Here is a 19,632-nt window from a genome sequence, read left to right as displayed (position 1 = left end):
TCACGTTCGGATATAGAGTGAACGATCTTCATGAACGGAATGAATTGAACGAACTGATCGAACGGATCGTAGGGAGATGTCGTGAAATGTATATGGTAACCCGTACGTTTAAACCCGTACCCGCTGAGGAATTGGATCAATTTGAAAAACAGCATTCCATCTCGTTGCCTTCCTCTTATCGAAAATGGCTGGAACAATACGGGGAAGGGACGTACACAGGCTGGATGAATGTGCAGCGGCCGGATCAGGAGGTATTGAAACCTTTTGCTGAATATGATTTTTGGATGCATACGGAGGATACACCGGTCACTCAAGATCAGCTTCAAGAGTGTATCAGTATTGGCAGTTCGGTGGATGGGGATTTCCTGGCAGTTCATCCAGACGTGGAGGGATTGTTATGGCTCCCGCGTCATGATGAGAATATCATCCTGTGGACATGTCCTGAAGCTGATTTTGCAGAGACGCTGAACCGGATCTATTGCACCTATTACCATCAGGATAAACCGCTGACCCCAGCCTATTTTGAACCCTGGAATGAACTGCGAAACCACACATTTTACCACTTGGCTAACACCACGCGTGAAGGCTTCATGAAAGAACTGGCTGATTTGTGCAAAGCGAGATTCAAGTGGGATGCCGTGCTAGAAAATGAATATATGTGTAAGCTGTTTATGGCTTCCATGGGCGGATATTTGCGTTTTAATTATGCGAATGGACGAGAAATTGCGCTCTTCTATGAAGAAATGGATGGAGGCGAAGGGGCGATGGATCATGAGATTAATCTTTTTTTGTTGGCACATCAGTGTACGGCTTTGAATAGAGGCGGAGGGGAGGAATAACCATTGAGTTGGATAAACGAAGAAATTGCGGAATCATGGCGTAATGAAGGCAAACGGTATGCAAGGGATGTGAATGCCTTTGTGCGAAGAGGCATGGCGGGAGAGCAGCTGGATGAAATGGAACTTGCGGAGGATGCCAGAGCCCAGATCAGCACTGAAGTGTGGGAGATGGTGAAGCAAGCCAATCTTCAAGGAGATTTGGAACGGCTCCGGCTGGAATTGCCTGCTGCAACATGGCCATTGAATGAACATTTTCAATCCTACATGCAGGCTATACGCGTGGTTGGCTATTTGAATGTGGACACATTGGTATTTTCGCTCGGTGCCTTTACAGAGAATGGTTGTGTGTACACGGCTAATGTACATGGATGTGTACCTTTCTCCCAGTATACCTTCGCAGGCTGTTCACCGGATGGGATGGACTATGCCCTTGCCGGACCTGAAACTATTCGTGTCATTAGACAACCTGATCGCCATCTGGAGGGACAAGAGCTCGCAGTGTATCGTTGGGAAGATATTCAATCCAGTATTCAGCAGGCTTTGCCGCGTATCGAATCCCTTGCTGACTGTGAGCACCCGGAGCGTACACTTGAAGGACTCATTCCGTTTAATACAGGAAAATCCGTTCTTATCTTCTCCAATTATGGGATCTATCTGCTTGAGCAAGACCAGGTATCCCTGCTGCATCCGGATCTTGCAGAGATTGAAGAATATGAGTTGGAAGACACACAGATTGATATGGGTCATGCAGCGGTCTCGCGTGATGGTCGCTGGATTGCCTACGGCAGCCAGGTGAGCAACCATATGGTCCTGGATCGAAAACAGAATAAGACGTATTCACTTTATCCTGAATCCAGCTATCCTCATTATGCAGTGTTCACCACCGATAGCTCGAAGGTATGGTTTAATGCATGTCACTTTTATAACGGTGCTACGATACAAGTTCAGTTGGAAACGATTGATAGTAATGAGAGTAAAGAAGATTGGCCTGTAATGGATGAGAATGCCCGCGTTTACGCTGCTGTAGAGATAGATGCAGGCATGGTGCTTGGGGATGCATACGGATATTTATATTGCGTGAATGGTAACGGACAGGAAGTGTGGAGACATTTTGTAGGCGGCACCATCTATTCCCTTGTCGTTTCTACTGATCAGTCGAAGCTCGCCGTGGGTACGTTTGGAGGCATGCTGCACATCCTTGATCTGCATTCCGATAAGATGGATGAGTATGGCATTGGCACAGGAACCCTCCGTGAGTTGGAGCGTTATGTGTTATGGCGCGGAGAAGAACCTGTGCGCTGGTAATATCCGACGTACAGAATGACGGATTTAACCGAAAAATTAGCAGGAATATGTGTGGGAACCGGCAGAGCTGAGTGAAGAAGGAGATGAAGCTTCGTGACACATGAGAACACCGCAAGATGGAATGACTTGTTCAACACGCTGAATGAGCTTCTGAACGAAAAAATCCAAGATGACGAAATTCGGCAATTATACGAGGAATACCAGCATCGGGAGGGTGCTTCCGAGCAATACCTAACCGCATTTGAAACGGAATATGGTGTCCGGCTGCCGGAAGATTTTCGGGCCTTCTATCAGCGTAAGGATGGCAGTGGTTATGCATTTCATATCTTGTATCCAGGCGATGCGGAAAAAGAAGAGTGTACCCCGTTTTATCTGATGTCACTGGAGGACATACGTGAAACCAAACAATACTTTTGTGAAGCAGACATGAAACTGGATGAGTACTATTCCGCGGAAGAGATCAGTAAGCTGGACCCGGAAATCAAGCCGTATTTATTTCATAAACAATGGATTCCTTTTGCAACGATGGCCGGGGGTTCCCTGTATTTGATGCTTGATTTTGATCCGGCAGAACAGGGGAACTATGGACAGATTATTATGTATGTGCATGATCCGGACTTTGTTTATTATTTGACAGATACATTTACAGAATTGCTGGAAATGTCCACTCGGAATCTAAGGATCATGGATGAAATTGAGTATTGAGCAGGTAGAATGCTTTATGAAAGAAGGACATCATCTTTAGGTGTTTTAAAAGAAAGTTGAATAAGGACAGGAGCTGCCGATAGCAGCTCCTGTATTGCTCATATTATCATTAAAAGAAACGATGGCCGTGGAAATCTCCGCCAGGACCCCCAGGTCCTCCAGGTCCTCCACCATGAGGACCGCCTGGATAGCCACCTCCAGGGTATGGGCCGTGTGGTCCGCCTGGGTAACCGCCACCCGGATAGCCACCATGCCACCAAGGTCCGCCTATCGGGAATGGTAGTGGAAACGGGACGATGGGCGGATATGGATATGGATATGGATAAGGGTAGGGATAGGGTGCTGGTGGATAATAAGGGTAAGGATAACCCGCTGATTGCGGGGATGAAACAGAACCAGGTCCGTATACCATGCTGCATGCCTCCAATGACTCGATTGATGATATCAGCCTATGCCAAGATGTAAATAGATGATACAAAGGATTCAATATAAGGATGCAAGCGCAGAGAGGGAGATGAGTGTTGACCGTTTTTTTTCATACCGATCCAAGAGGCTCTGCCTATGAACAATTAATTGACGAATTAATCAAGAAGACTGATCGTTTTTTACTAGTTGACAGACGACGGTACAATGAAGACGAACCACCAAGGGTTTCCAAAGTATTGGGAAGACTCCAGCCTCATCTTATTGAAAGCTGTACGATGGAAGAAATGATGATGCAGAGTGGAGCCATGTATTCAGAGGGGATTTATTACATATATCGCTGCACGCCGGAATCGGGTCAGATCCTTAAGGAAGAAGCAAATCGTTTTCATGACTGGTTGTATCCATCACTGCCAGATGATCTTTGTTTTTTGAAGCAGGATGGAAGTGATTATTTCTTTAACGTTGCACATGAGAATATATATGGAATGCATATTACCCAAGAAGAGGCTAGCGACTTGATGGAAAGGATACCTGGCTTGTTTTTCAGGTTGGATAGGCATCGTGAATTTGAAAGTTATCTGGACGATGCGATCAATCATCAGACCGATGTTCTCCAGATCTGCTCCCATCATTTGACCGAGATTCCGGAACGGATTCGGGAACTAAAGCATGTGAAGAAACTTGAGATATTTGAGCAGGATGTATTTAAGCTTCCCCTGGCTTTATTTGAATTGACCACACTGGAAGAATTGGAAATTATGACGGCTGATCTGGAGTGCATTCCTAAGGGGATCAGACAGTTAAAGCAGTTACAGAGACTAACGATTTATTGTGGAAGTTCTGACCGTGTGGTGCCGGGATGGAAACCAAAGTCCAAATCAGAGCTTAGTTTTGATTCCATTCCTGCGGAGATAGGAGAACTGACCGAATTAGTAAGTTTAAACATTGCTTATTCTGGGATACGTGTTCTTCCTCCTGAGCTGGAGAAGCTGAAGAATCTGCGTTATCTAGGTGTGACGAATAGCTTAATTGAAGAGACTCCTGATGTCGTTTCGCGGATGAATTGGTTGCAGCACGTGGACTTGACCAATACACCCGTGGGCATCGGTTGGAAAGAGACTTTGGCGGAAGAAGAAAATGAATAACGAAAAACCCCTGATAAGGCCTCCTTTGTCAGGGTTCTTTGGGATCAGCAAACCTTCAACAGAAATGGGCTCACGCATAGGAGCCCAGAGCATAAGCTGGCGTATAGGTTATCACCTAAACCGAGAGCGAAGGGCAGGCGTTTATTTTGGCAACTTCCTATATGGACTATACCTTACCAACCACTCAATTTACATTTGACTTGAACCAGAATCCTTTCTTCAAAAAAGATGAACAAAACTATATTAATTACCTATCCATTAAACAATTAAATACGTTGGGGAATAATTCCCTTCTGGATATTTTCTTGAATACCGGCAGTGTAGTTGAACCTCATATCCATCAGAATGCATCCGAACTGGTATATTGCATCCGTGGTTCAGCCGTTGTTTCCCTCATTAACCCGTTTACTCATGAGTTGTTAAACTTTACGATCACCCCAGGCCAAGTAGCCAATGTTCCGCAAGGCTGGTGGCACTATGAAATGGCAACGGTAGATCAGACCCACCTGCTGGCTATCTTTGATGCTCCAATCCCTGAAGCCATATTTGGTTCAGATATTCTACGTCTGACACCAGCGAGTGTTCTGGCCCATACGTATTGTCTGGATGAGAACAAGGTGAAGGATACGCTCGCTCCAATCCAAAAAACAGTGATTGTGGGGCCTCCAGCAGACTGTGTAACTCAAGTTTCCCCGACCACAAATATGCCGCATCCGAACAGTCAGCCCAACGAACAGCCATATGTGAATCGCCTTCCATATTGGGGAACGTGGGTAGATCCTCGTATTATTCACGAACCAGGCTGTCCGTATTATACAGAACCTCCGGTGAATAAAAATATTCAAGGGTAAGTGACAGATCTAGACTTATTAGGATGGGCTCGATCCCGGTATGTCGTCATGAGTGAGATTGCAGCCACCATGGAAAAAGAAGCAGATCGTTCATGGGAACGTTTCTGCTTCTTTTTCCATTTGTTTTTGGATTTACGATGTGTAGTTTCGTCCCAACCCAAGTTCGGTCAATAACTGACGATAAGCAATGGAGGTGCGATCTGCGGGAATATGAGCTTCCGCATACAGGTCCAGTGGCAGATCCTCTGGCTTCTGTGATTCCACCATCTCACGGTCTTCCTCAAATACCTGTAAGTTAAACTTGATTGTATCTTCGATCGGAGCATCCTTGTCAAAGTTGCGGGTAATGGGACAGAATAAACGCGTATAACGTGCAGAGATGGGGGAGGCACAATTTAGAATGTTCAGCTTGTCGTTTTCCGGGAAGTGAACTGTAAGTGATGCAGCAAAGGGCGGGAATACCCGAAATTCGCGCAGCCATTGAAATCCTTCCGGCGCCACGTTATCCTGGCCCTTGCCATAATTGCTAACAGAACTCCAATACTCGGCAAGCAGTTCATTGCCTTCGCGTTTTACTTTGTACTGGGGTACCTCTGTATTATTTCGGTCGCCAAACGTCTCGGTATGCACATAGGCAAAATGGGATACATCCAGAAATCCTTCCATTTGTCTTCCGGCAGAACCTGCAATATCAAAATTCGGAGGCAGGATATTAATATAATCCGGATCATCCCAACCTGGGAATGAAGGAATCTGCTCATCTGTTCCGGCGAGTGAAGTCCAGATCAGGCCATAACGTTCGACTGCTGGATATACAATAAGTTTCAGTTTGGGAGAGATTTTGGAGCTGGGGTGAGCAGGTACGGCGGTGCATTTTCCCTCACAGTTATAACGGAAACCATGATAAGGACAGATGATTTCCCCATTTTCAACCCATCCTTTACTAAGCGGGGCCCCTCGGTGAAAACAAAGATCCTTGGCGACCACAACGTTGTCGTTGCTGCGATACAGGACCAATCGGACATCAAGCAATTGAGCTGCGAGAGGTTTATCTGTTACTTCACTTACCTGTGCAATCGGATACCAATATTGGGATAAGACATGCCAGTCTTCAGCAGAGAATGTGCAGCCACGGGGCAGTTCAGATGGTAGTTGAGGATTGGAATTGGAAGTTATCATGGAAGTCACTCCTTGCTAGAATAATAAATCATTCATTTTTAATGTCAGAAAAGTTTACTTTGTAGTCGTATGTTACTACTCTTTTGTTTGGTATATCAATATGTGTAATCCTTTTTTGTTTGAAATGACAAACGTAAGAGCAGATACCTAACATAAAAACGGAAGGATCGGTTTGAACTTAACAGTTTATGTAAACTATATAACAATTGGGCAACGTTTCATTCATGCTATTCCTTTTAATGTCGTCGCGTATTTATTTTGTCTTCAAATGTAATAGGAATTTTTTTTGAAGAAAAGTGTCACAGATGTGAGTCTTCATTTGTCTTCAGATTGTAGACCAATATACGGAGGCGAATGAGATGAATTTAAGAGTGAATTACAGAGTGGCTAATCCGGGGGCTTTCAAAGCGATGATGGCCATGGAGCAGCATGTTTCGGGTCAATTTGAAGATAAAGTGTTATATGAACTGTTGAAAATTCGTGTATCACAAATCAATGGTTGTGCCTTTTGTCTTGATATGCATGCCAAAGATCTGTTGAAGCTGGGCGATTATGCCGATCACATTTTGCTGCTGAGTGTGTGGCGTGAGGTGCCTTTGTTTACGGAAAAAGAACGTGTTATGCTGGAGCTGGCTGAAGCCGTGACCTGTATTTCGGATCAAGGCGTGCCACTTGAATTGTTTGAAAAAGTGAAAGATCATTTCAGTGATGCCGAACTGGTGGATCTGATTCTGGCGATTAACACCATTAATAACTGGAACCGGATTGCGATTACAACAGGGATGTACCCTGGCTGCTTCAACTAAATGAAACGATAACCATCTGCCAGAGGAGGCCATTTTCATGAAATCCAATTTCTTCACCAATGAGCCAGAAGTGTCTTCTCTGGAGATTGGTGAACTGTACATTCGCTACAAATCCTATGCATTTTCCATAGCTTACCGCATGCTTGGCAGTGTTGTAGAGGCTGAGGATATGGTGCAGGATTGTTTTGCAGAGCTGCAGAGCAAGCCCCTTCATGATATCCGTAATCTCAAGGCCTACATTGCGAAACTGGTCGTAAACCGCAGTCTGAATCTGCTGAATTCTGCCCGCAATCAAAGGGAAAGTTACGTTGGGGAATGGCTTCCAGAGCCGATGAGTAACGGTGGATCAGCCAATATTCCGGAGGAAACCGTGCAGCAGAAGGAGATGATTTCCTACGCTTATCTGGTTATGCTGGAGAAGCTTTCTCCGATGGAACGTGCTGTTTTTATCCTGCGTGAAGCATTCCAGTATGAGTATAACGAAATCGCGGATTGGCTGGGTAAATCGGAGAGCAACTGCCGTCAGATCTTTAGCCGGGCCAGACGCAAGCTGCCTGATCGCCTTCCTACCATGGAACAGAACCCTGCTGAGTATGCTGTAAAAGAGGAATTACTTGCCCGCTTTACAACCGCTTTTCTGAGTTATGATGTGTCCGCCATGCTGGATCTGCTAGCCGAACAACCTGTATTTACCGCAGATGGCGGTGGGCGTGTGCATACGGTCATGAGAACGATGAGAGTTCGCAAGGGCGTACTCGCCTTGTTGACCTCTCGTCGGGTTTTTACCCGATTGCGAGAACGAGAGTGGGTACCTACAGTTATTAACGGAGAGCCTCACCTTGCGTTATTGGAAAGGGGTCAGTTATCCGAGGTTCTGTGTCTGGAACTCGATTCTTCGGGTGAACGGATTGAGGGAGTTTATCTGGTTGTGAATCCAGACAAACTAACATCGGTATCGACATAATACTGTTTTGGATGGGTACAGGATAAAAGGTATGGAAACAAGCAAAAACGGCACACCTGTAAAAAGGAGTGCCGCTTTTTTGGCTTATCGCTTGAAGCGATTTTGATCGTGGCCAACAAAGGGCCGTTGAACCGTTTCCAGGGTTTGCCTTCATCATTCATTGGTAAATTGTTTCTCAACATGTTCTATAATTTCTTTGATTTCCGGGGTGAGTTCGTTATTGCTCTCATCAAGGAGATGCAAAATCTTCTCCACTGTGTCGAGAAGTATACTCTGAGTATTAGGCTCTCTCTTAGCGACAGCCTTTTCGTATGCTTTTTTTACTTCTGGATCGATTGTACGGATTTCTTCTTCCGAGTACCAGTCATAGGCCGGAGTGTTATCACTTCCGTAAAACAGGTAACTGACGAACAGTAAATTCTTGACTGCTGACGCACGATTGGAGCTTGGGAAGTTGTTCAGGAAAGCTTCCTTTTCCAAGGTGCGACGGATGAGTTCATTCCAGGTTATTATAAGACCCGCATCTGAAGTGGTAGGCTGGTTGGATTCCGCAGCCATAATATCAATGTAAGCAACAATGTCAGGTTTCACGTAGGGTTGAAACTTTTTGTACATTTCATAATTGATGATGGGATAGTACAGACCTTCACTGGTTTCCAGTTTGAACCCCAAATCAGATGCTTCCTGCAAAAGCTTGTGAACCGCCGGATCTTTAATCTCTTTGAGCAGTCGGCTGTATGTAAGCTGTTTTTCATATCCTATCTTGGAATGGGCTTCGGAAAGAACATGTTGAAACAACTCTGTATACATTCTTTGATCCAGGTCAGCCAGTTGGATCTTTTGCAAATTTTCCAGTTGAAGAGTCATCAAGGTGGCCTGCCATGGGCCAACCTCATCGATATGATTCGATAGATATTTACGTGCCTGAATCAGGCTGCACGTGGAATGCATTGCATTTTTCCAGTACATTTGAAATTGATGATATACCGTTTTGGAAGCTGAAACAGGCGCAGCCAAAGCAGTTTGGGATGATGTCCATGTTGTACCAATAGCCGTAATGCTTAGGGTAATGGCTAGAAAACTGAGCTTAATAGATGATTTCAATCGCATTCAAGGTCCTCCCTTAATACATAATAAGTGGTCTCCAATTATACTTATATTTTTATGATTGCATTATAGCATTAGACGTGTGGTTCGCAGGTCAGCACAGTAAAGGTTTCACTTGATTAAACCAGTTTTTGGTAATCTAATCAAGTATATATTCACTGAAAAATGTATAACGGGGGTAAGCCATAGAAATCGGATGTTTCTGAAAACAAAGAACAGGCTCGTCCAACCTGTACGGGTTGAAGAGCCTGTTCTTTGTTGATCCTACATCATTTTAATCTAATGAAGAGGTGGTTTATTGTTCGTTGGCATTTGCGGTGCGCCGGTTGCTGGTACGTAAGCCTTAAGCATCTGCTGTGTGTCATTTGCATTGAGTTGCGGAACTTGGTAATAAGCATTTTTGTTTTGATACATGAAAATTTCGTAAGCCATCTCGATAAAATGTTGAACCTGAGCAGCAACCACACGGCGTACTGTCGGATTTGTAATTTCAGGAGCAGCCATGGCGAGCAGAGAAGCGTGTGTTTTGATCAGTCCCAGCATATGACCGCTGATTCCGGCATCTTTTACATCAGCCAGGGATTGGTTTGGTTTTTTTGGTGCAGCTGGCTTAAGACCATAGATAGGCGGAACCATGTCTGGAATCATGTAGGTCCCTGTCTCCTGCCCGGGTTTCTGTCCAGTGGAGAAACATTCAGCAGTCACATTGTACTGAGACAACATGAAATTGTACTGGCGGTCAAGTATATCAAGCAGTTCGGTATCTTGCACAAACGTTCTGAAGATCATGTATTGATCCAATACGTTGATTGCACATGACAGGACTTCATGCATATCGAACATTTCATGTCCACCATGGTTCATATGGGGCGTGAGGCCTGGGTTTGCTTCATTTCTGAATTGCATTTGATTTTCATTCATGTGAATTTGATTCTCCTTTGGGAAGTGGTATGATCCTAGTATGGTTTTTACAGTAAAATTTATGTAATGCCGAATGAAAATGAGCAAAAATAGAGACAGTATGGTGGTGGTTGGGTGGAAATGGATTGGGCTGTTCCCCAGGCGTTGTTTGTTAAACATTACGGGAGCGCTGTTCAAATGCATCGTGGTGGTGTTTATGCGGAATATAAACAATGGGATGTGCCGCAGGAGTTGGAGCAGACATGGAAGGACGAAAGAATCCATCAGTTAACGTCTGAATTATCCATTATGAACTGGGACGCAGTTGATGAGCTTACCCTGATTGCCAGATATCATGCGAATCCGCTGATCATCGCTGCAATTACAGCATTCGCATCGAGACAACTATCCAGTGCGGATAGTATGGTACGTCTGGTGTATGCGGAGCGTCTGTTGGAGTTGATTAAGCGATATGAATCCATTATTCCGGTGGACAAGCTTCGTGAAACCTATCAACTGACGATGAACTTGTTGGAGGATGTGGCAACCAAACCGTTGGTGCTTGATCCGGGACATGAACTACAACAATATGGCTTGAAGGATAAACGTGGACTGAATCTTCGTGTCGAAAAGAACAAGGAAGAGATTATCCGATATTTTCGGAACTGAATGTATTTCATTGGATCAAGTGAGGTAAATATCATTGAGAAGACTGAATTATATCAAAATATTTATTTTCCTTAGTGTGGTCACAGTGGTGACCCTGGGTTTGTATTACGCGGCAGCGGATTGGCTGGATCATCGCTATTTTCGTTTCCTTATCTGGAATTTGTTTCTGGGCTGGATTCCTTTTGTATTCTCTTATATCGCCTATGGCTTCAGTCATATGAAATGGAAAGGTGCAGCATGGCTTGCCGTTGCAAGCGGACTGTTATGGCTGCTGTTCTTTCCGAACTCTTCCTACATTGTAACGGATCTGGTTCATCTGACAGCACGCAGTTCCCGCTATTACGGCGGTGGACATGGTGTGGACTACATGTACTGGTATGACTTGATCGTGGTCTTGATGTTCGTCTGGACGGGATTATTGCTCGGATTCCTATCGATGTATCAGCTGCAGGAAGTGATCCATTACCACCTGGGACGATGGGCTTCATGGATCTTCGTGCTTGGAGGTTGTGCTCTGGGAAGTTACGGCGTGCTGCTGGGACGTGTTTATCGCCTGAACAGCTGGGATGCATTAACCAATCGGGACACGCTGGTTGAACTGATGCATGAGAGTGTAAGTCGGCCATCACTTGCGTTTTGTATGTTCTTTGGCACATTTATTCTTACGATCTATGCCACGCTGTACTATCTGGTCAATACAAGGTCTTTGGGTCCAGCCAAGAGGTAGAATAGTGATCAAGAGGCGGAACTGTGAGCGCAATTTATGAATTTTGTATTTTTGGAAAAATGCTAATATGCCATCCCAAAGACCTCTTTCACCAATATGGTGAGAGAGGTCTTTGTTATATGCCAGCCCCTGCAGAAATGTTCTGCTAAAACAGGGGTTCAATTCATGCCTTCCCGGTCATTTCCTACTCGAAATCAATTCAAGAATTGTCTGCACAACCAATTCCGGTTCATCATGAATAACCATATGGCCACTCTGCTTGGCAATGATAAACTCGCTATCACTGGACAGATTCATCATATTACGCTGACCGGTTTGCCATATGGATTCAAGTTGCTGCCCAACTTCAGTTGAAATTCCCGCCTGGGCATAGTTCTGGGGGAGACCCCTGGCAATGATTCGTATCGGAATGGATCCGAGATTCTGCCCACGAATGGCATCTTCTGTTGTAAATGCGAGAGCGCCTTCTTCTTCTTTGGCATGAAAAAAGGAAGGGGTTGCTATCACGTTAATAAATGCATCCCGATCTTGCTCTGCAACCAGTCCTTCCAGCATGAAGTCTGGAAATAGACGGAAACTTCCGGATAACTTCAACAGTGATAATAATGAGGCAGGCGGGTTCCCTATGAAATGATCCTGTTGGAGTAAAGCTTTCGTATTCCGATCATCATCCTCGGGACGGGCATCAATTAAGACAAGGCCCTGTACTTCGTTTGAGTACATCTGCGTAAATAGTCTGGCATACATGCCCCCCAAGGAGTGGCCTACCATGACATATGGTCCATTAATACCTTCATTTTCGAGAGCCAGATGTAACTCTTGTACGATGTTGGCTCCTGTACGCTCTGTGGGCGCGGCTTCGCTCCAGGCGTATCCTGCCCGATCATAGGTCACGACAGTTGCGTGTTTAGCAAGCTCAGAGGGGATATCTCTCCAGGACAAACTGGTCTCACCACTACCGGCCTCCATAATAATGGTAGGTGATCCATTCCCCTGTTTATGAATATGAAGCTTGTAACCTCCTGCTTCAACCAACTTTCCTGCAGGAGGGAACTCACTTTTGGCCTGAGAAGAGGCGTACCACTCATACAGGAAACCTCCACCAATAATCAATAGAACGGTGCAGAACAGCCCGAGGGTGAACTTCAATACTCCAAATTTACGTTTGTGTTTGCTTTGAATACTTGTGTCCATCTGCCATTAAATCCTCTCTTGTTATATTTTTTTAATACAATGTACTATAAAATTTATTATAGCACGACGTATTAAAAAAAGAGAAGCTTGGTGTATAATGGGAGTATGCCAAAAATCGTAGATCATGAAAAACAAAGAATAATCGTTGCTGACGCAGCCATTCGAGTCATTCGGGATAACGGACTGGATCATGCTACCGTAAGAAATATAGCAAAGGAAGCGGGGTTATCCGTAGGTTCCATGAGGCATTATTTTGCCACACAGGCGGAGCTCTTTGCCTTTTGCATGAACCTTTTCGCTGAAAGAGTTCAACAAAGAGTAGAGGCATTACAGATGACTGATTCTGTATTACAAAATATGAAACATCTGCTACTGCAATTTCTTCCTTTAGATGAAGACAGAAAAATAGAAATGGAGGTTTGGTTCTCTTTTTCGGCTAAAGTGCTGGTTTATCCCGAACTGCAAAAGTTAAGTGATCAGATGCATCAAGGCATGTATCGGGCTGCCCAGTTTGTAATTCAGGAGTTGCAGAAACAGGGTATGGCACGTACGGGGATGGATGCTGAGATCGAAACCGAAAGGTTGTATGCCTTGGTTGATGGACTTGCCATTCATATGTTGATGCAGCCTGAAAGGCTAACCGTTCAAAAGGTGGAAAACGTGATTGGACAACATTTAAGCATGCTTTGTCAGGCGTAATTTGAATTAACTTAAAAGGGGATTTCCTTGATGGGATAAGGGAATCTTCTTTTTATTTGCAGAAATAGGAAGGTATACAGGTTCTGATCAAGAATAAATAATGAGGAAGATAACGATTACATAGAAAAGTTTGTAGGTGATTACATTCCTCATTCAGTTGTTGATATGACATCGTATGATTTCCAGCCGGAGCATAGAAATCAAATCAAAAGAATCAGGTGAATAATAGAATGATGAATATAACAGATCTGACACGCAAAATAGAAGAAGTGATGGAGAAGGTTGATTTTTCGGGCGTAGTTTTGATAAAACAAAACGGAGATACGCTATTGAATACGGCTCGTGCATATGCCAATCGAAGTGATGAACGGTTGAATCAGCCAGATACACGGTTCGGCATTGCATCTGGTTGCAAAATCTTTACGGCAGTGAGTATATGCCAATTGATTGAACAAGGAAAATTATCGTACGATTCCAGGTTGGCAGATGTCTTGAGCATTAAGTTTCCTCTATGGGATCAAGGAGTTACAATCCATCAGCTGTTAACACATACTTCAGGCATCCCGGATTATTTTGATGAAGAAGTGATGGAGGATTTTGCTGAATTGTGGAAGGACCGGCCCGTCTATTCGATGCGGCAATTGAATGATTTTTTGCCGATGTTTCAGCATCTGCCTATGAAATCTGCCCCGGGTGAACGGTTCCACTATAATAATGCGGCATTCATCGTATTGGGCCTTATTGTTGAAGAGCACACGGGACATTCGTTTACGGAGTATGTAGAGGAATATATTTTCAAAAGGTGCGGCATGTCGAGTTCGGGTTATTTCGTGACAGACCGGCTTCCGGGTAATACTGCGATCGGATATATGGATCATGAAGACGGCTCATGGACAAGCAACATTTTTTCCATTCCTATTAAGGGTGGGGCTGATGGTGGAGCTTATACGACAGCGCCGGATATGATTCGTTTCTGGGAAGCGTTATTAAGTAATGAACTGTTGAGCCAAGAAACAACTGAAAAGTTGATTACGCCATATGTGCCTGAGGACGATGAAACCTTTTATGGGCAGGGGATCTGGATTGATCGGAGAGGGGAAGAACTATTTAAATGGCATCTGATGGGTTTTGATCCTGGGGTGTCGTTCATGTCTTCTGTATATCCGGATCACAACGTGCAAGTTGTTGTCCTCTCCAACAAAGAATCGGGTCCTTACCCAATAACTCTTGCGGTGGAAGAGGTATTGGTGAAACGGCCTAATTCTTATGAAAATTAAAGTTCAAGTTGATTTTGATTAGTTATGAATAATCTGAAAAAATGATTGAATAACCCCGTAGTTTACCAATGAAGTAGCTGGTAAGCTAAGGGGTTATTTTGCGATAACCAAAAATCAATCAAATCTGATTATAAGAGTTTCGCCAGTTGAGGTGCAATCCGTTTGGGGAACACATCCAGTGGAGGTTTTTCTTTCTTTCGTTTGTCATTAGTCAGCACGGCAACGAGTTCCAGAGCCGGGACGATATATACAAATTGACCGCCAAATCCGCGGGCATAGTAATAATCCAGTGGAGGCAGGTTCTGTTCCGATGAAATGGATGCATCAGATAAGGAAGTGGTCTCGTCTGAATAGACATCGACCCACAAATGCCAAGCATAGCTGCCATGATTGGGTGGAGTTACCGTAATCGCAGGTTTGGTAGAGCGGCTAACAAGATCTTTCGAAATTAGCGACTGTCCGTTCCACATGCCTTGTTGCAAAAACAGTTGTCCGAATTTTAGCAAATCCTTCGGGAGCATTTTTAAGCCGAACCCCCCGGTATGAACACCCTGAGGGTCGCTTTCCCATTGATACTCTTGAATCTCTAAGGGGCCAAATAGATAACGTTCCGCGAACTCAGCTACCGACATATCTGTACTTTGCATGAGGATGGCAGACAAGATCTGTGATACTCCCGAATTGTACTCCATATGTGTACCTGGTACATGACTTAAGCGTTGCTCCAACGCAAAATTTACCCAGTGATCTGTACGCGTCATGCGCGGAAATGAATTCTGTCCTCCGAATTCGTCCCAGTTGAATCCGGCCGTCATGGTTAGTAACTGCTCCAATGTAATTTCCGCTTTGCGTGGGTCAGGATCAGATTCCAGCTGTGGGAAAAAAGTGGAGATCGGTGTGCCTGCCTCGGGCAGCATCCCTTGATCCATCGCCATACAGATAAGTGCGGACAGCACACTCTTGGTACATGAATTGATTTTAGCAATATGGGTTGCAGCCTCTTGGTTGCGATAGTGCTCGTAAATGAGTTCACCACGTACGCTGACAAGGCAGCTGCGCAGATCCAGCGGCGGGATGATGTGATGCAACATAGATGGTATGGATAAAGGATTCATAATGTCCTTTCTTATTTGGGACATATCCCATAAATTGAGTATTCAGTAGAAAAAGGTTTGAACCATCATCATAGCATACGAATAAATAAGTTCTCAATTCTAACACCTCAGAAATCCGGATTAGAAAGGACTGAACCGCAGACTGATTCGGATATTCGTATTTACTGATACACCGGAGCAGACCACAGAACATTTATCTGTTGAAAGTTGGAGGATTTGTACAAAAGAAATAGATAGCAGGTATACTATTAGTAATGTGCATCACAGGAATTAGTCGTGTAGTTATTAACCAGGGGGAGGTTAGACTTTTGTTCAAAATCGGAAATCAAGGTACGTTTGAAACGTTGCCCGATCACGCTATGGCGATTTACAAGGGAGATACTGCTGCGGTAGAAAAATTTATCACAGAGGGCATGGATCTCGAACAAGAGATTTCGCTCAGCAAGTACATAGCTTTGACACCCCTGGACCTTGCTCTTATCACTAATCAGCAGGAAGTGGTCAAGCGGTTGGTAGAGCATGGAGTGAACCTGAATGTGAAGGATAAGCCATCAATCCTCAAGGCGGTCCGATATGGTGGAGAAGAGATTATCCGATATTTGCATCAGAAGGGCGCCAAATTGAACGGTTTAAACAAGGTCAAGTCCAGTGCATACGATGAAGCGTATTATGGTAACAAAAAGAACATCACAGTGCTGAATGACCTCGGACTGGATATTCGAAAATATGGCGGCAAAACGATACGTAAAGCTGTTTCGGATCACGACATGAAGATGGTCCAGTATTTGCTGGACGAGGGCGTGGACATCAATTACAACGAGCCCGATATGGTATATCCCTATAAGGCTACCCCGCTTACGGTAGCTGCTCGCAGCAACAATATGAAGATGGTCCAATTTCTGGTGGAACAGGGGTCCGATGTAACCCTTCAGGAGAAGGATGGGGAACGGGCATATACGATTGCCATCAGTCAAAAGAATGAAGAAATGGCAGAATATCTGAAGGCTCATGAGCCACAAAAATTTCACGATCTGAGCAACAAATTGCATGCGCTCAAATCGTATAGGCTGCCTGATGCATTGATACATTTTCTGAACGAAGGCCCGCACAGAATTGACTTGCCGGACAATCCGTCTGGCGTGGGGTACATCGAATTCTTCCAACTGGTTGATACGGTAGAAATGAAGATGGGCAGACAGAAACTGCTGCGCATATCCTCTGACGTGGATCAGTACTCCCATCTCCTGATCGTCTGGAATCCGAGTAAAAAAATGATTGGTTATGCTGACATTGAACATCAGGAGCATGGAACGATATGTTCTTTTGAAAACTTCCTGGACGGACCTGAAGTACATTTGGAAAGTCTCCTGAATTAACTGGAGTGTTTCAGAAAATTTCATAAACCTCTTGTATGTATCTATATGCAAGAGGTTTTTTAGTATATTTATAACACTAAAATAGGAAAAAAATCTCACGAAATATGAACTATACTAGTGCGAAGGGAGGTTAGAAATGGTAAAATAGCAATGCCTAAACATGAAAAATATTTTTGTTGAAAGATTAATAGATAAGGAATATATCAAATGGTTCAACTTTAGATTGTTAGAAATCGATTGTTAGTGCAAGTGATTAAGTGAAATTATAGTATTCTACAACTGGAGTGAGGAAGAGAAATGGCCATTATTGACGTAATCAAGTATGACGGTTCACCTGATGTATTTGCTTGGAAGCATCCTGAGAACGAATTGGGAACATGGACCCAGTTGATTGTGAATCAATCCCAACAGGCAATCCTCTTTAAGGATGGAAGGGCGCTTGATATGTTCGGGCCAGGAAGACATACGCTAAGTACGGCGAATATCCCGATTTTAAATCGGATAGTTAACCTTCCGTTCGGAGGAAAATCACCTTTTGCAGCAGAAGTGTGGTATGTCAATCAAGTAAGTGCATTAGACGTGAAATGGGGAACAGCAAATCCAATTCAGATACAGGACCCAAAATATAATATTATCGTTCCTGTGAGAGCCTTTGGGCAGATGGGAATAAAAATAGCGGATTCTCGCAAATTTCTAGTTAAACTTGTGGGAACGCTGCCCGAATTCAACCAGGTTAATATGGTCAATTACTTTCGCGGGCTGATTATTATGAATATTAACTCGATGCTGTCTTCCTATCTAATACATAGAAAAGTAAGTGTACTGGAAATCAATGCTTATATCGCCGAAATATCACGACATTTTGCTGATACGATCGCATCTGCTTTTGAAGAGTTTGGTATTGAGTTAATGAACCTGTATATCCACAGTGTGAATCTGCCTGAAGAGGACCCCTCGGTCATTCGATTGAGAGAAGCGCTGGCACGCAAAGCCGAAATGGACATTATCGGGTACACCTATCAACAGGAGCGTTCATTCGATACGCTTGAAGGTGCAGCCAAAAATGAAGGAAGCATGCAATCTGGCTTAATGGGAGCTGGACTTGGAATGGGCATGGGGGTCGGCCTAGGTGGCACATTCGGGGGCGAAATGTCCCAGATGTCACGGGTAATGTCTACTACCGAAACACCAGGCATGCGCTTATGTGATCATTGTCATCACCCGAATCAGGCAGATGCTTCTTTTTGTAGTAAATGCGGCAAGACTTTGGGAATTGAAACAACAGTAAGGGACTGTAATAAATGTGGTTATTCCATGCAAAAAGGAACCAAATTTTGTCCTAATTGTGGAGACAAATACCATGCTTGTCCTTCTTGCGGAGCAGATAATCCAGAGAATGCCAATGAATGTGTTCAGTGTCATCAACCTATGCCAAGTCCATGTCCATCGTGTAATCATATCAATTTAGGCAATATCAAATTTTGTGGCAATTGTGGCTCCAGCCTGGTTTTGAAATGTAATCATTGTCATCACGAAGTGAAACCCGGTCAGAAGTTCTGTCTGGAGTGCGGCAACAAATTACAGGATGGGAGTGACACATAAATGTTTCTAAAACGTGGTAACGCCCTAATCTTGAGCCTGATCTATATAGTCGGTTTGTCACTCGTATCCATTATGTCATTTACACTGTTTGGAAAATCAATCCTAACTGTTTCCTTCTGGATTAGTCTTGCAGCTTGTTATGTTGGAGTTACCGCATTATGGGCATATACCATGTATGTATTACAGCATTGGGAATCTGTCAAACGTTTGATTCCTGGCTATGCTTCTCTGGGTGTTGTGGTCGTAGTATATTTAATCTGTGTGCTCACTTATTCCCTTGTCACGGGCATAGCAGATGTTGCCTTAACCTGGTTTATCGCTCTGCATGTTTCAACCTTATTATTAGCGACCATCATAAGTGGAATTTTGGTCATTTACATTCGATCAGCAAACAGTGAGCAGGAGAATATACAAGCCAAAATCGGTACACTGAAACAGGTTGAATTAGTTCTTATACAACTGCAGCACAATCTGGAGAAGACCCCTAGTGCTGCAATTGATGGCGCTAAGGCAACGTTAGAAGAAATGATTGAAATGGTGAAATATAGTGATCCTCTTCCTCCAGATTCGTACGTTTATAACGATCACAGGATTTTACTGGACGTTGAGACGTTAAACCGTGAATGGGCAGACTCAAATGCAAATGATAAGGCACTAGACTATGATACCATTTCAGCTCAGTTAACTACATTAAAACGTCGTTTGATTGAACGGAATCAGCAAATATTGATTCAAAAATCCTAACT

At 44.0% G+C, this 19,632-nt stretch carries 20 protein-coding genes; 15 read left to right on the top strand and 5 right to left on the bottom strand.

Annotation, left to right across the window (positions count from 1 at the left end; all coding sequences use genetic code 11):
- Positions 1 to 17 precede the first annotated feature (17 nt).
- From JNUCC31_RS02150 to JNUCC31_RS02125, 6 genes are all read left to right on the top strand, one after another.
- Positions 18 to 839, top strand: a complete 822-nt coding sequence (locus JNUCC31_RS02150; protein ID WP_228469452.1) for an SMI1/KNR4 family protein — start codon at positions 18 to 20, stop codon at positions 837 to 839.
- A gap of 3 nt (positions 840 to 842) precedes the next feature.
- Positions 843 to 2,144, top strand: coding sequence for a hypothetical protein (locus tag JNUCC31_RS02145; protein WP_192268136.1), 1,302 nt, complete (start codon positions 843 to 845; stop codon positions 2,142 to 2,144).
- A 93-nt stretch (positions 2,145 to 2,237) separates the two neighbouring features.
- The gene (locus JNUCC31_RS02140) at positions 2,238 to 2,849 is read left to right on the top strand and encodes an SMI1/KNR4 family protein (RefSeq protein WP_228469450.1); all 612 of its coding nucleotides are present in this window, start codon (positions 2,238 to 2,240) and stop codon (positions 2,847 to 2,849) included.
- A gap of 204 nt (positions 2,850 to 3,053) precedes the next feature.
- Entirely contained in the window at positions 3,054 to 3,314 is a 261-nt protein-coding gene (locus JNUCC31_RS33065) for a hypothetical protein (RefSeq protein ID WP_228469449.1), read from the top strand.
- 53 nt (positions 3,315 to 3,367) lie between these two features.
- Positions 3,368 to 4,420, top strand: coding sequence for a leucine-rich repeat domain-containing protein (locus JNUCC31_RS02130; protein WP_192268132.1), 1,053 nt, complete (start codon positions 3,368 to 3,370; stop codon positions 4,418 to 4,420).
- Positions 4,421 to 4,566: 146 nt separating this feature from the next.
- Complete coding sequence (locus JNUCC31_RS02125; protein WP_192268130.1) at positions 4,567 to 5,271, top strand: cupin domain-containing protein; 705 nt, start codon at positions 4,567 to 4,569, stop codon at positions 5,269 to 5,271.
- Positions 5,272 to 5,403: 132 nt separating this feature from the next.
- On the opposite strand, the gene JNUCC31_RS02120 is transcribed toward JNUCC31_RS02125, so the two are convergent.
- The gene (locus JNUCC31_RS02120) at positions 5,404 to 6,450 is read right to left on the bottom strand and encodes an aromatic ring-hydroxylating oxygenase subunit alpha (RefSeq protein WP_192268128.1); all 1,047 of its coding nucleotides are present in this window, start codon (positions 6,448 to 6,450) and stop codon (positions 5,404 to 5,406) included.
- 359 nt (positions 6,451 to 6,809) lie between these two features.
- Here JNUCC31_RS02120 and JNUCC31_RS02115 point away from each other — a divergent pair, with 359 nt between their 5' ends.
- Both JNUCC31_RS02115 and JNUCC31_RS02110 read left to right on the top strand, forming a co-directional pair.
- Positions 6,810 to 7,256, top strand: coding sequence for a carboxymuconolactone decarboxylase family protein (locus tag JNUCC31_RS02115; RefSeq protein ID WP_192268126.1), 447 nt, complete (start codon positions 6,810 to 6,812; stop codon positions 7,254 to 7,256).
- A gap of 37 nt (positions 7,257 to 7,293) precedes the next feature.
- Positions 7,294 to 8,220, top strand: coding sequence for a sigma-70 family RNA polymerase sigma factor (locus JNUCC31_RS02110; RefSeq protein ID WP_192268124.1), 927 nt, complete (start codon positions 7,294 to 7,296; stop codon positions 8,218 to 8,220).
- A 153-nt stretch (positions 8,221 to 8,373) separates the two neighbouring features.
- Here JNUCC31_RS02110 and JNUCC31_RS02105 read toward each other — a convergent pair whose 3' ends face one another.
- The gene (locus JNUCC31_RS02105) at positions 8,374 to 9,330 is read right to left on the bottom strand and encodes a hypothetical protein (protein ID WP_192268122.1); all 957 of its coding nucleotides are present in this window, start codon (positions 9,328 to 9,330) and stop codon (positions 8,374 to 8,376) included.
- 276 nt (positions 9,331 to 9,606) lie between these two features.
- Entirely contained in the window at positions 9,607 to 10,248 is a 642-nt protein-coding gene (locus tag JNUCC31_RS02100) for a spore coat protein (protein ID WP_192268120.1), read from the bottom strand.
- 114 nt (positions 10,249 to 10,362) lie between these two features.
- Here JNUCC31_RS02100 and JNUCC31_RS02095 point away from each other — a divergent pair, with 114 nt between their 5' ends.
- Positions 10,363 to 10,896, top strand: coding sequence for a hypothetical protein (locus JNUCC31_RS02095; protein WP_192268118.1), 534 nt, complete (start codon positions 10,363 to 10,365; stop codon positions 10,894 to 10,896).
- Positions 10,897 to 10,930: 34 nt separating this feature from the next.
- A complete protein-coding gene (locus tag JNUCC31_RS02090) occupies positions 10,931 to 11,623 on the top strand; it encodes a DUF1361 domain-containing protein (RefSeq protein ID WP_192268116.1) in 693 nt (230 codons plus the stop codon).
- Positions 11,624 to 11,800: 177 nt separating this feature from the next.
- Here the strand turns inward: JNUCC31_RS02090 and JNUCC31_RS02085 are convergent, their stop codons facing one another.
- Positions 11,801 to 12,817, bottom strand: coding sequence for an alpha/beta fold hydrolase (locus JNUCC31_RS02085; RefSeq protein WP_192268114.1), 1,017 nt, complete (start codon positions 12,815 to 12,817; stop codon positions 11,801 to 11,803).
- Between the two features lie 105 nt (positions 12,818 to 12,922).
- Here JNUCC31_RS02085 and JNUCC31_RS02080 point away from each other — a divergent pair, with 105 nt between their 5' ends.
- Together JNUCC31_RS02080 and JNUCC31_RS02075 are read left to right on the top strand one after the other, a co-directional pair.
- Positions 12,923 to 13,516, top strand: coding sequence for a TetR/AcrR family transcriptional regulator (locus tag JNUCC31_RS02080; protein WP_192268112.1), 594 nt, complete (start codon positions 12,923 to 12,925; stop codon positions 13,514 to 13,516).
- Positions 13,517 to 13,746: 230 nt separating this feature from the next.
- Positions 13,747 to 14,793 carry a serine hydrolase domain-containing protein gene (locus tag JNUCC31_RS02075; RefSeq protein ID WP_416234360.1) on the top strand — a complete coding sequence of 349 codons (1,047 nt, stop codon included), beginning with the start codon at positions 13,747 to 13,749 and terminating at the stop codon, positions 14,791 to 14,793.
- Positions 14,794 to 14,921: 128 nt separating this feature from the next.
- Here the strand turns inward: JNUCC31_RS02075 and JNUCC31_RS02070 are convergent, their stop codons facing one another.
- Positions 14,922 to 15,884, bottom strand: a complete 963-nt coding sequence (locus JNUCC31_RS02070) for a serine hydrolase domain-containing protein (RefSeq protein WP_228469447.1) — start codon at positions 15,882 to 15,884, stop codon at positions 14,922 to 14,924.
- A gap of 332 nt (positions 15,885 to 16,216) precedes the next feature.
- On the opposite strand from JNUCC31_RS02070, the gene JNUCC31_RS02065 reads away from it, so the two are divergent.
- The 3 genes from JNUCC31_RS02065 to JNUCC31_RS02055 all read left to right on the top strand — a co-directional run bounded on the left by JNUCC31_RS02065 (position 16,217) and on the right by JNUCC31_RS02055 (position 19,630).
- Positions 16,217 to 17,284: an ankyrin repeat domain-containing protein gene (locus JNUCC31_RS02065; protein WP_192268108.1), complete on the top strand. Its 1,068-nt coding sequence runs from the start codon at positions 16,217 to 16,219 to the stop codon at positions 17,282 to 17,284.
- 297 nt (positions 17,285 to 17,581) lie between these two features.
- A complete protein-coding gene (locus JNUCC31_RS02060) occupies positions 17,582 to 18,886 on the top strand; it encodes an SPFH domain-containing protein (RefSeq protein ID WP_192268106.1) in 1,305 nt (434 codons plus the stop codon).
- A complete protein-coding gene (locus tag JNUCC31_RS02055) occupies positions 18,887 to 19,630 on the top strand; it encodes a hypothetical protein (protein ID WP_192268104.1) in 744 nt (247 codons plus the stop codon).
- Positions 19,631 to 19,632: the final 2 nt, after the last annotated feature.

Origin of the sequence: Paenibacillus sp. JNUCC-31 (genome assembly GCF_014844075.1) — a bacterium.
Classification (GTDB): domain Bacteria; phylum Bacillota; class Bacilli; order Paenibacillales; family Paenibacillaceae; genus Paenibacillus.
Note: the sequence above shows the minus strand (reverse complement) of the source record. Positions and strands in the feature narration are given on the sequence as shown.

What these genes read in the sequence shown, in the direction of transcription:
- JNUCC31_RS33065 (WP_228469449.1), top strand. Translation starts at nt 3,054, where the DNA reads ATGGGCCGTGTGGTCCGCCTGGGTAACCGCCACCCGGATAGCCACCAT.
- JNUCC31_RS02120 (WP_192268128.1), bottom strand. Translation starts at nt 6,450, where the DNA reads ATGATAACTTCCAATTCCAATCCTCAACTACCATCTGAACTGCCCCGT.
- JNUCC31_RS02115 (WP_192268126.1), top strand. Translation starts at nt 6,810, where the DNA reads ATGAATTTAAGAGTGAATTACAGAGTGGCTAATCCGGGGGCTTTCAAA.
- JNUCC31_RS02110 (WP_192268124.1), top strand. Translation starts at nt 7,294, where the DNA reads ATGAAATCCAATTTCTTCACCAATGAGCCAGAAGTGTCTTCTCTGGAG.
- JNUCC31_RS02105 (WP_192268122.1), bottom strand. Translation starts at nt 9,330, where the DNA reads ATGCGATTGAAATCATCTATTAAGCTCAGTTTTCTAGCCATTACCCTA.
- JNUCC31_RS02100 (WP_192268120.1), bottom strand. Translation starts at nt 10,248, where the DNA reads ATGAATGAAAATCAAATGCAATTCAGAAATGAAGCAAACCCAGGCCTC.
- JNUCC31_RS02085 (WP_192268114.1), bottom strand. Translation starts at nt 12,817, where the DNA reads ATGGACACAAGTATTCAAAGCAAACACAAACGTAAATTTGGAGTATTG.
- JNUCC31_RS02080 (WP_192268112.1), top strand. Translation starts at nt 12,923, where the DNA reads ATGCCAAAAATCGTAGATCATGAAAAACAAAGAATAATCGTTGCTGAC.
- JNUCC31_RS02075 (WP_416234360.1), top strand. Translation starts at nt 13,747, where the DNA reads ATGATGAATATAACAGATCTGACACGCAAAATAGAAGAAGTGATGGAG.
- JNUCC31_RS02070 (WP_228469447.1), bottom strand. Translation starts at nt 15,884, where the DNA reads ATGTTGCATCACATCATCCCGCCGCTGGATCTGCGCAGCTGCCTTGTC.
- JNUCC31_RS02060 (WP_192268106.1), top strand. Translation starts at nt 17,582, where the DNA reads ATGGCCATTATTGACGTAATCAAGTATGACGGTTCACCTGATGTATTT.
- JNUCC31_RS02055 (WP_192268104.1), top strand. Translation starts at nt 18,887, where the DNA reads ATGTTTCTAAAACGTGGTAACGCCCTAATCTTGAGCCTGATCTATATA.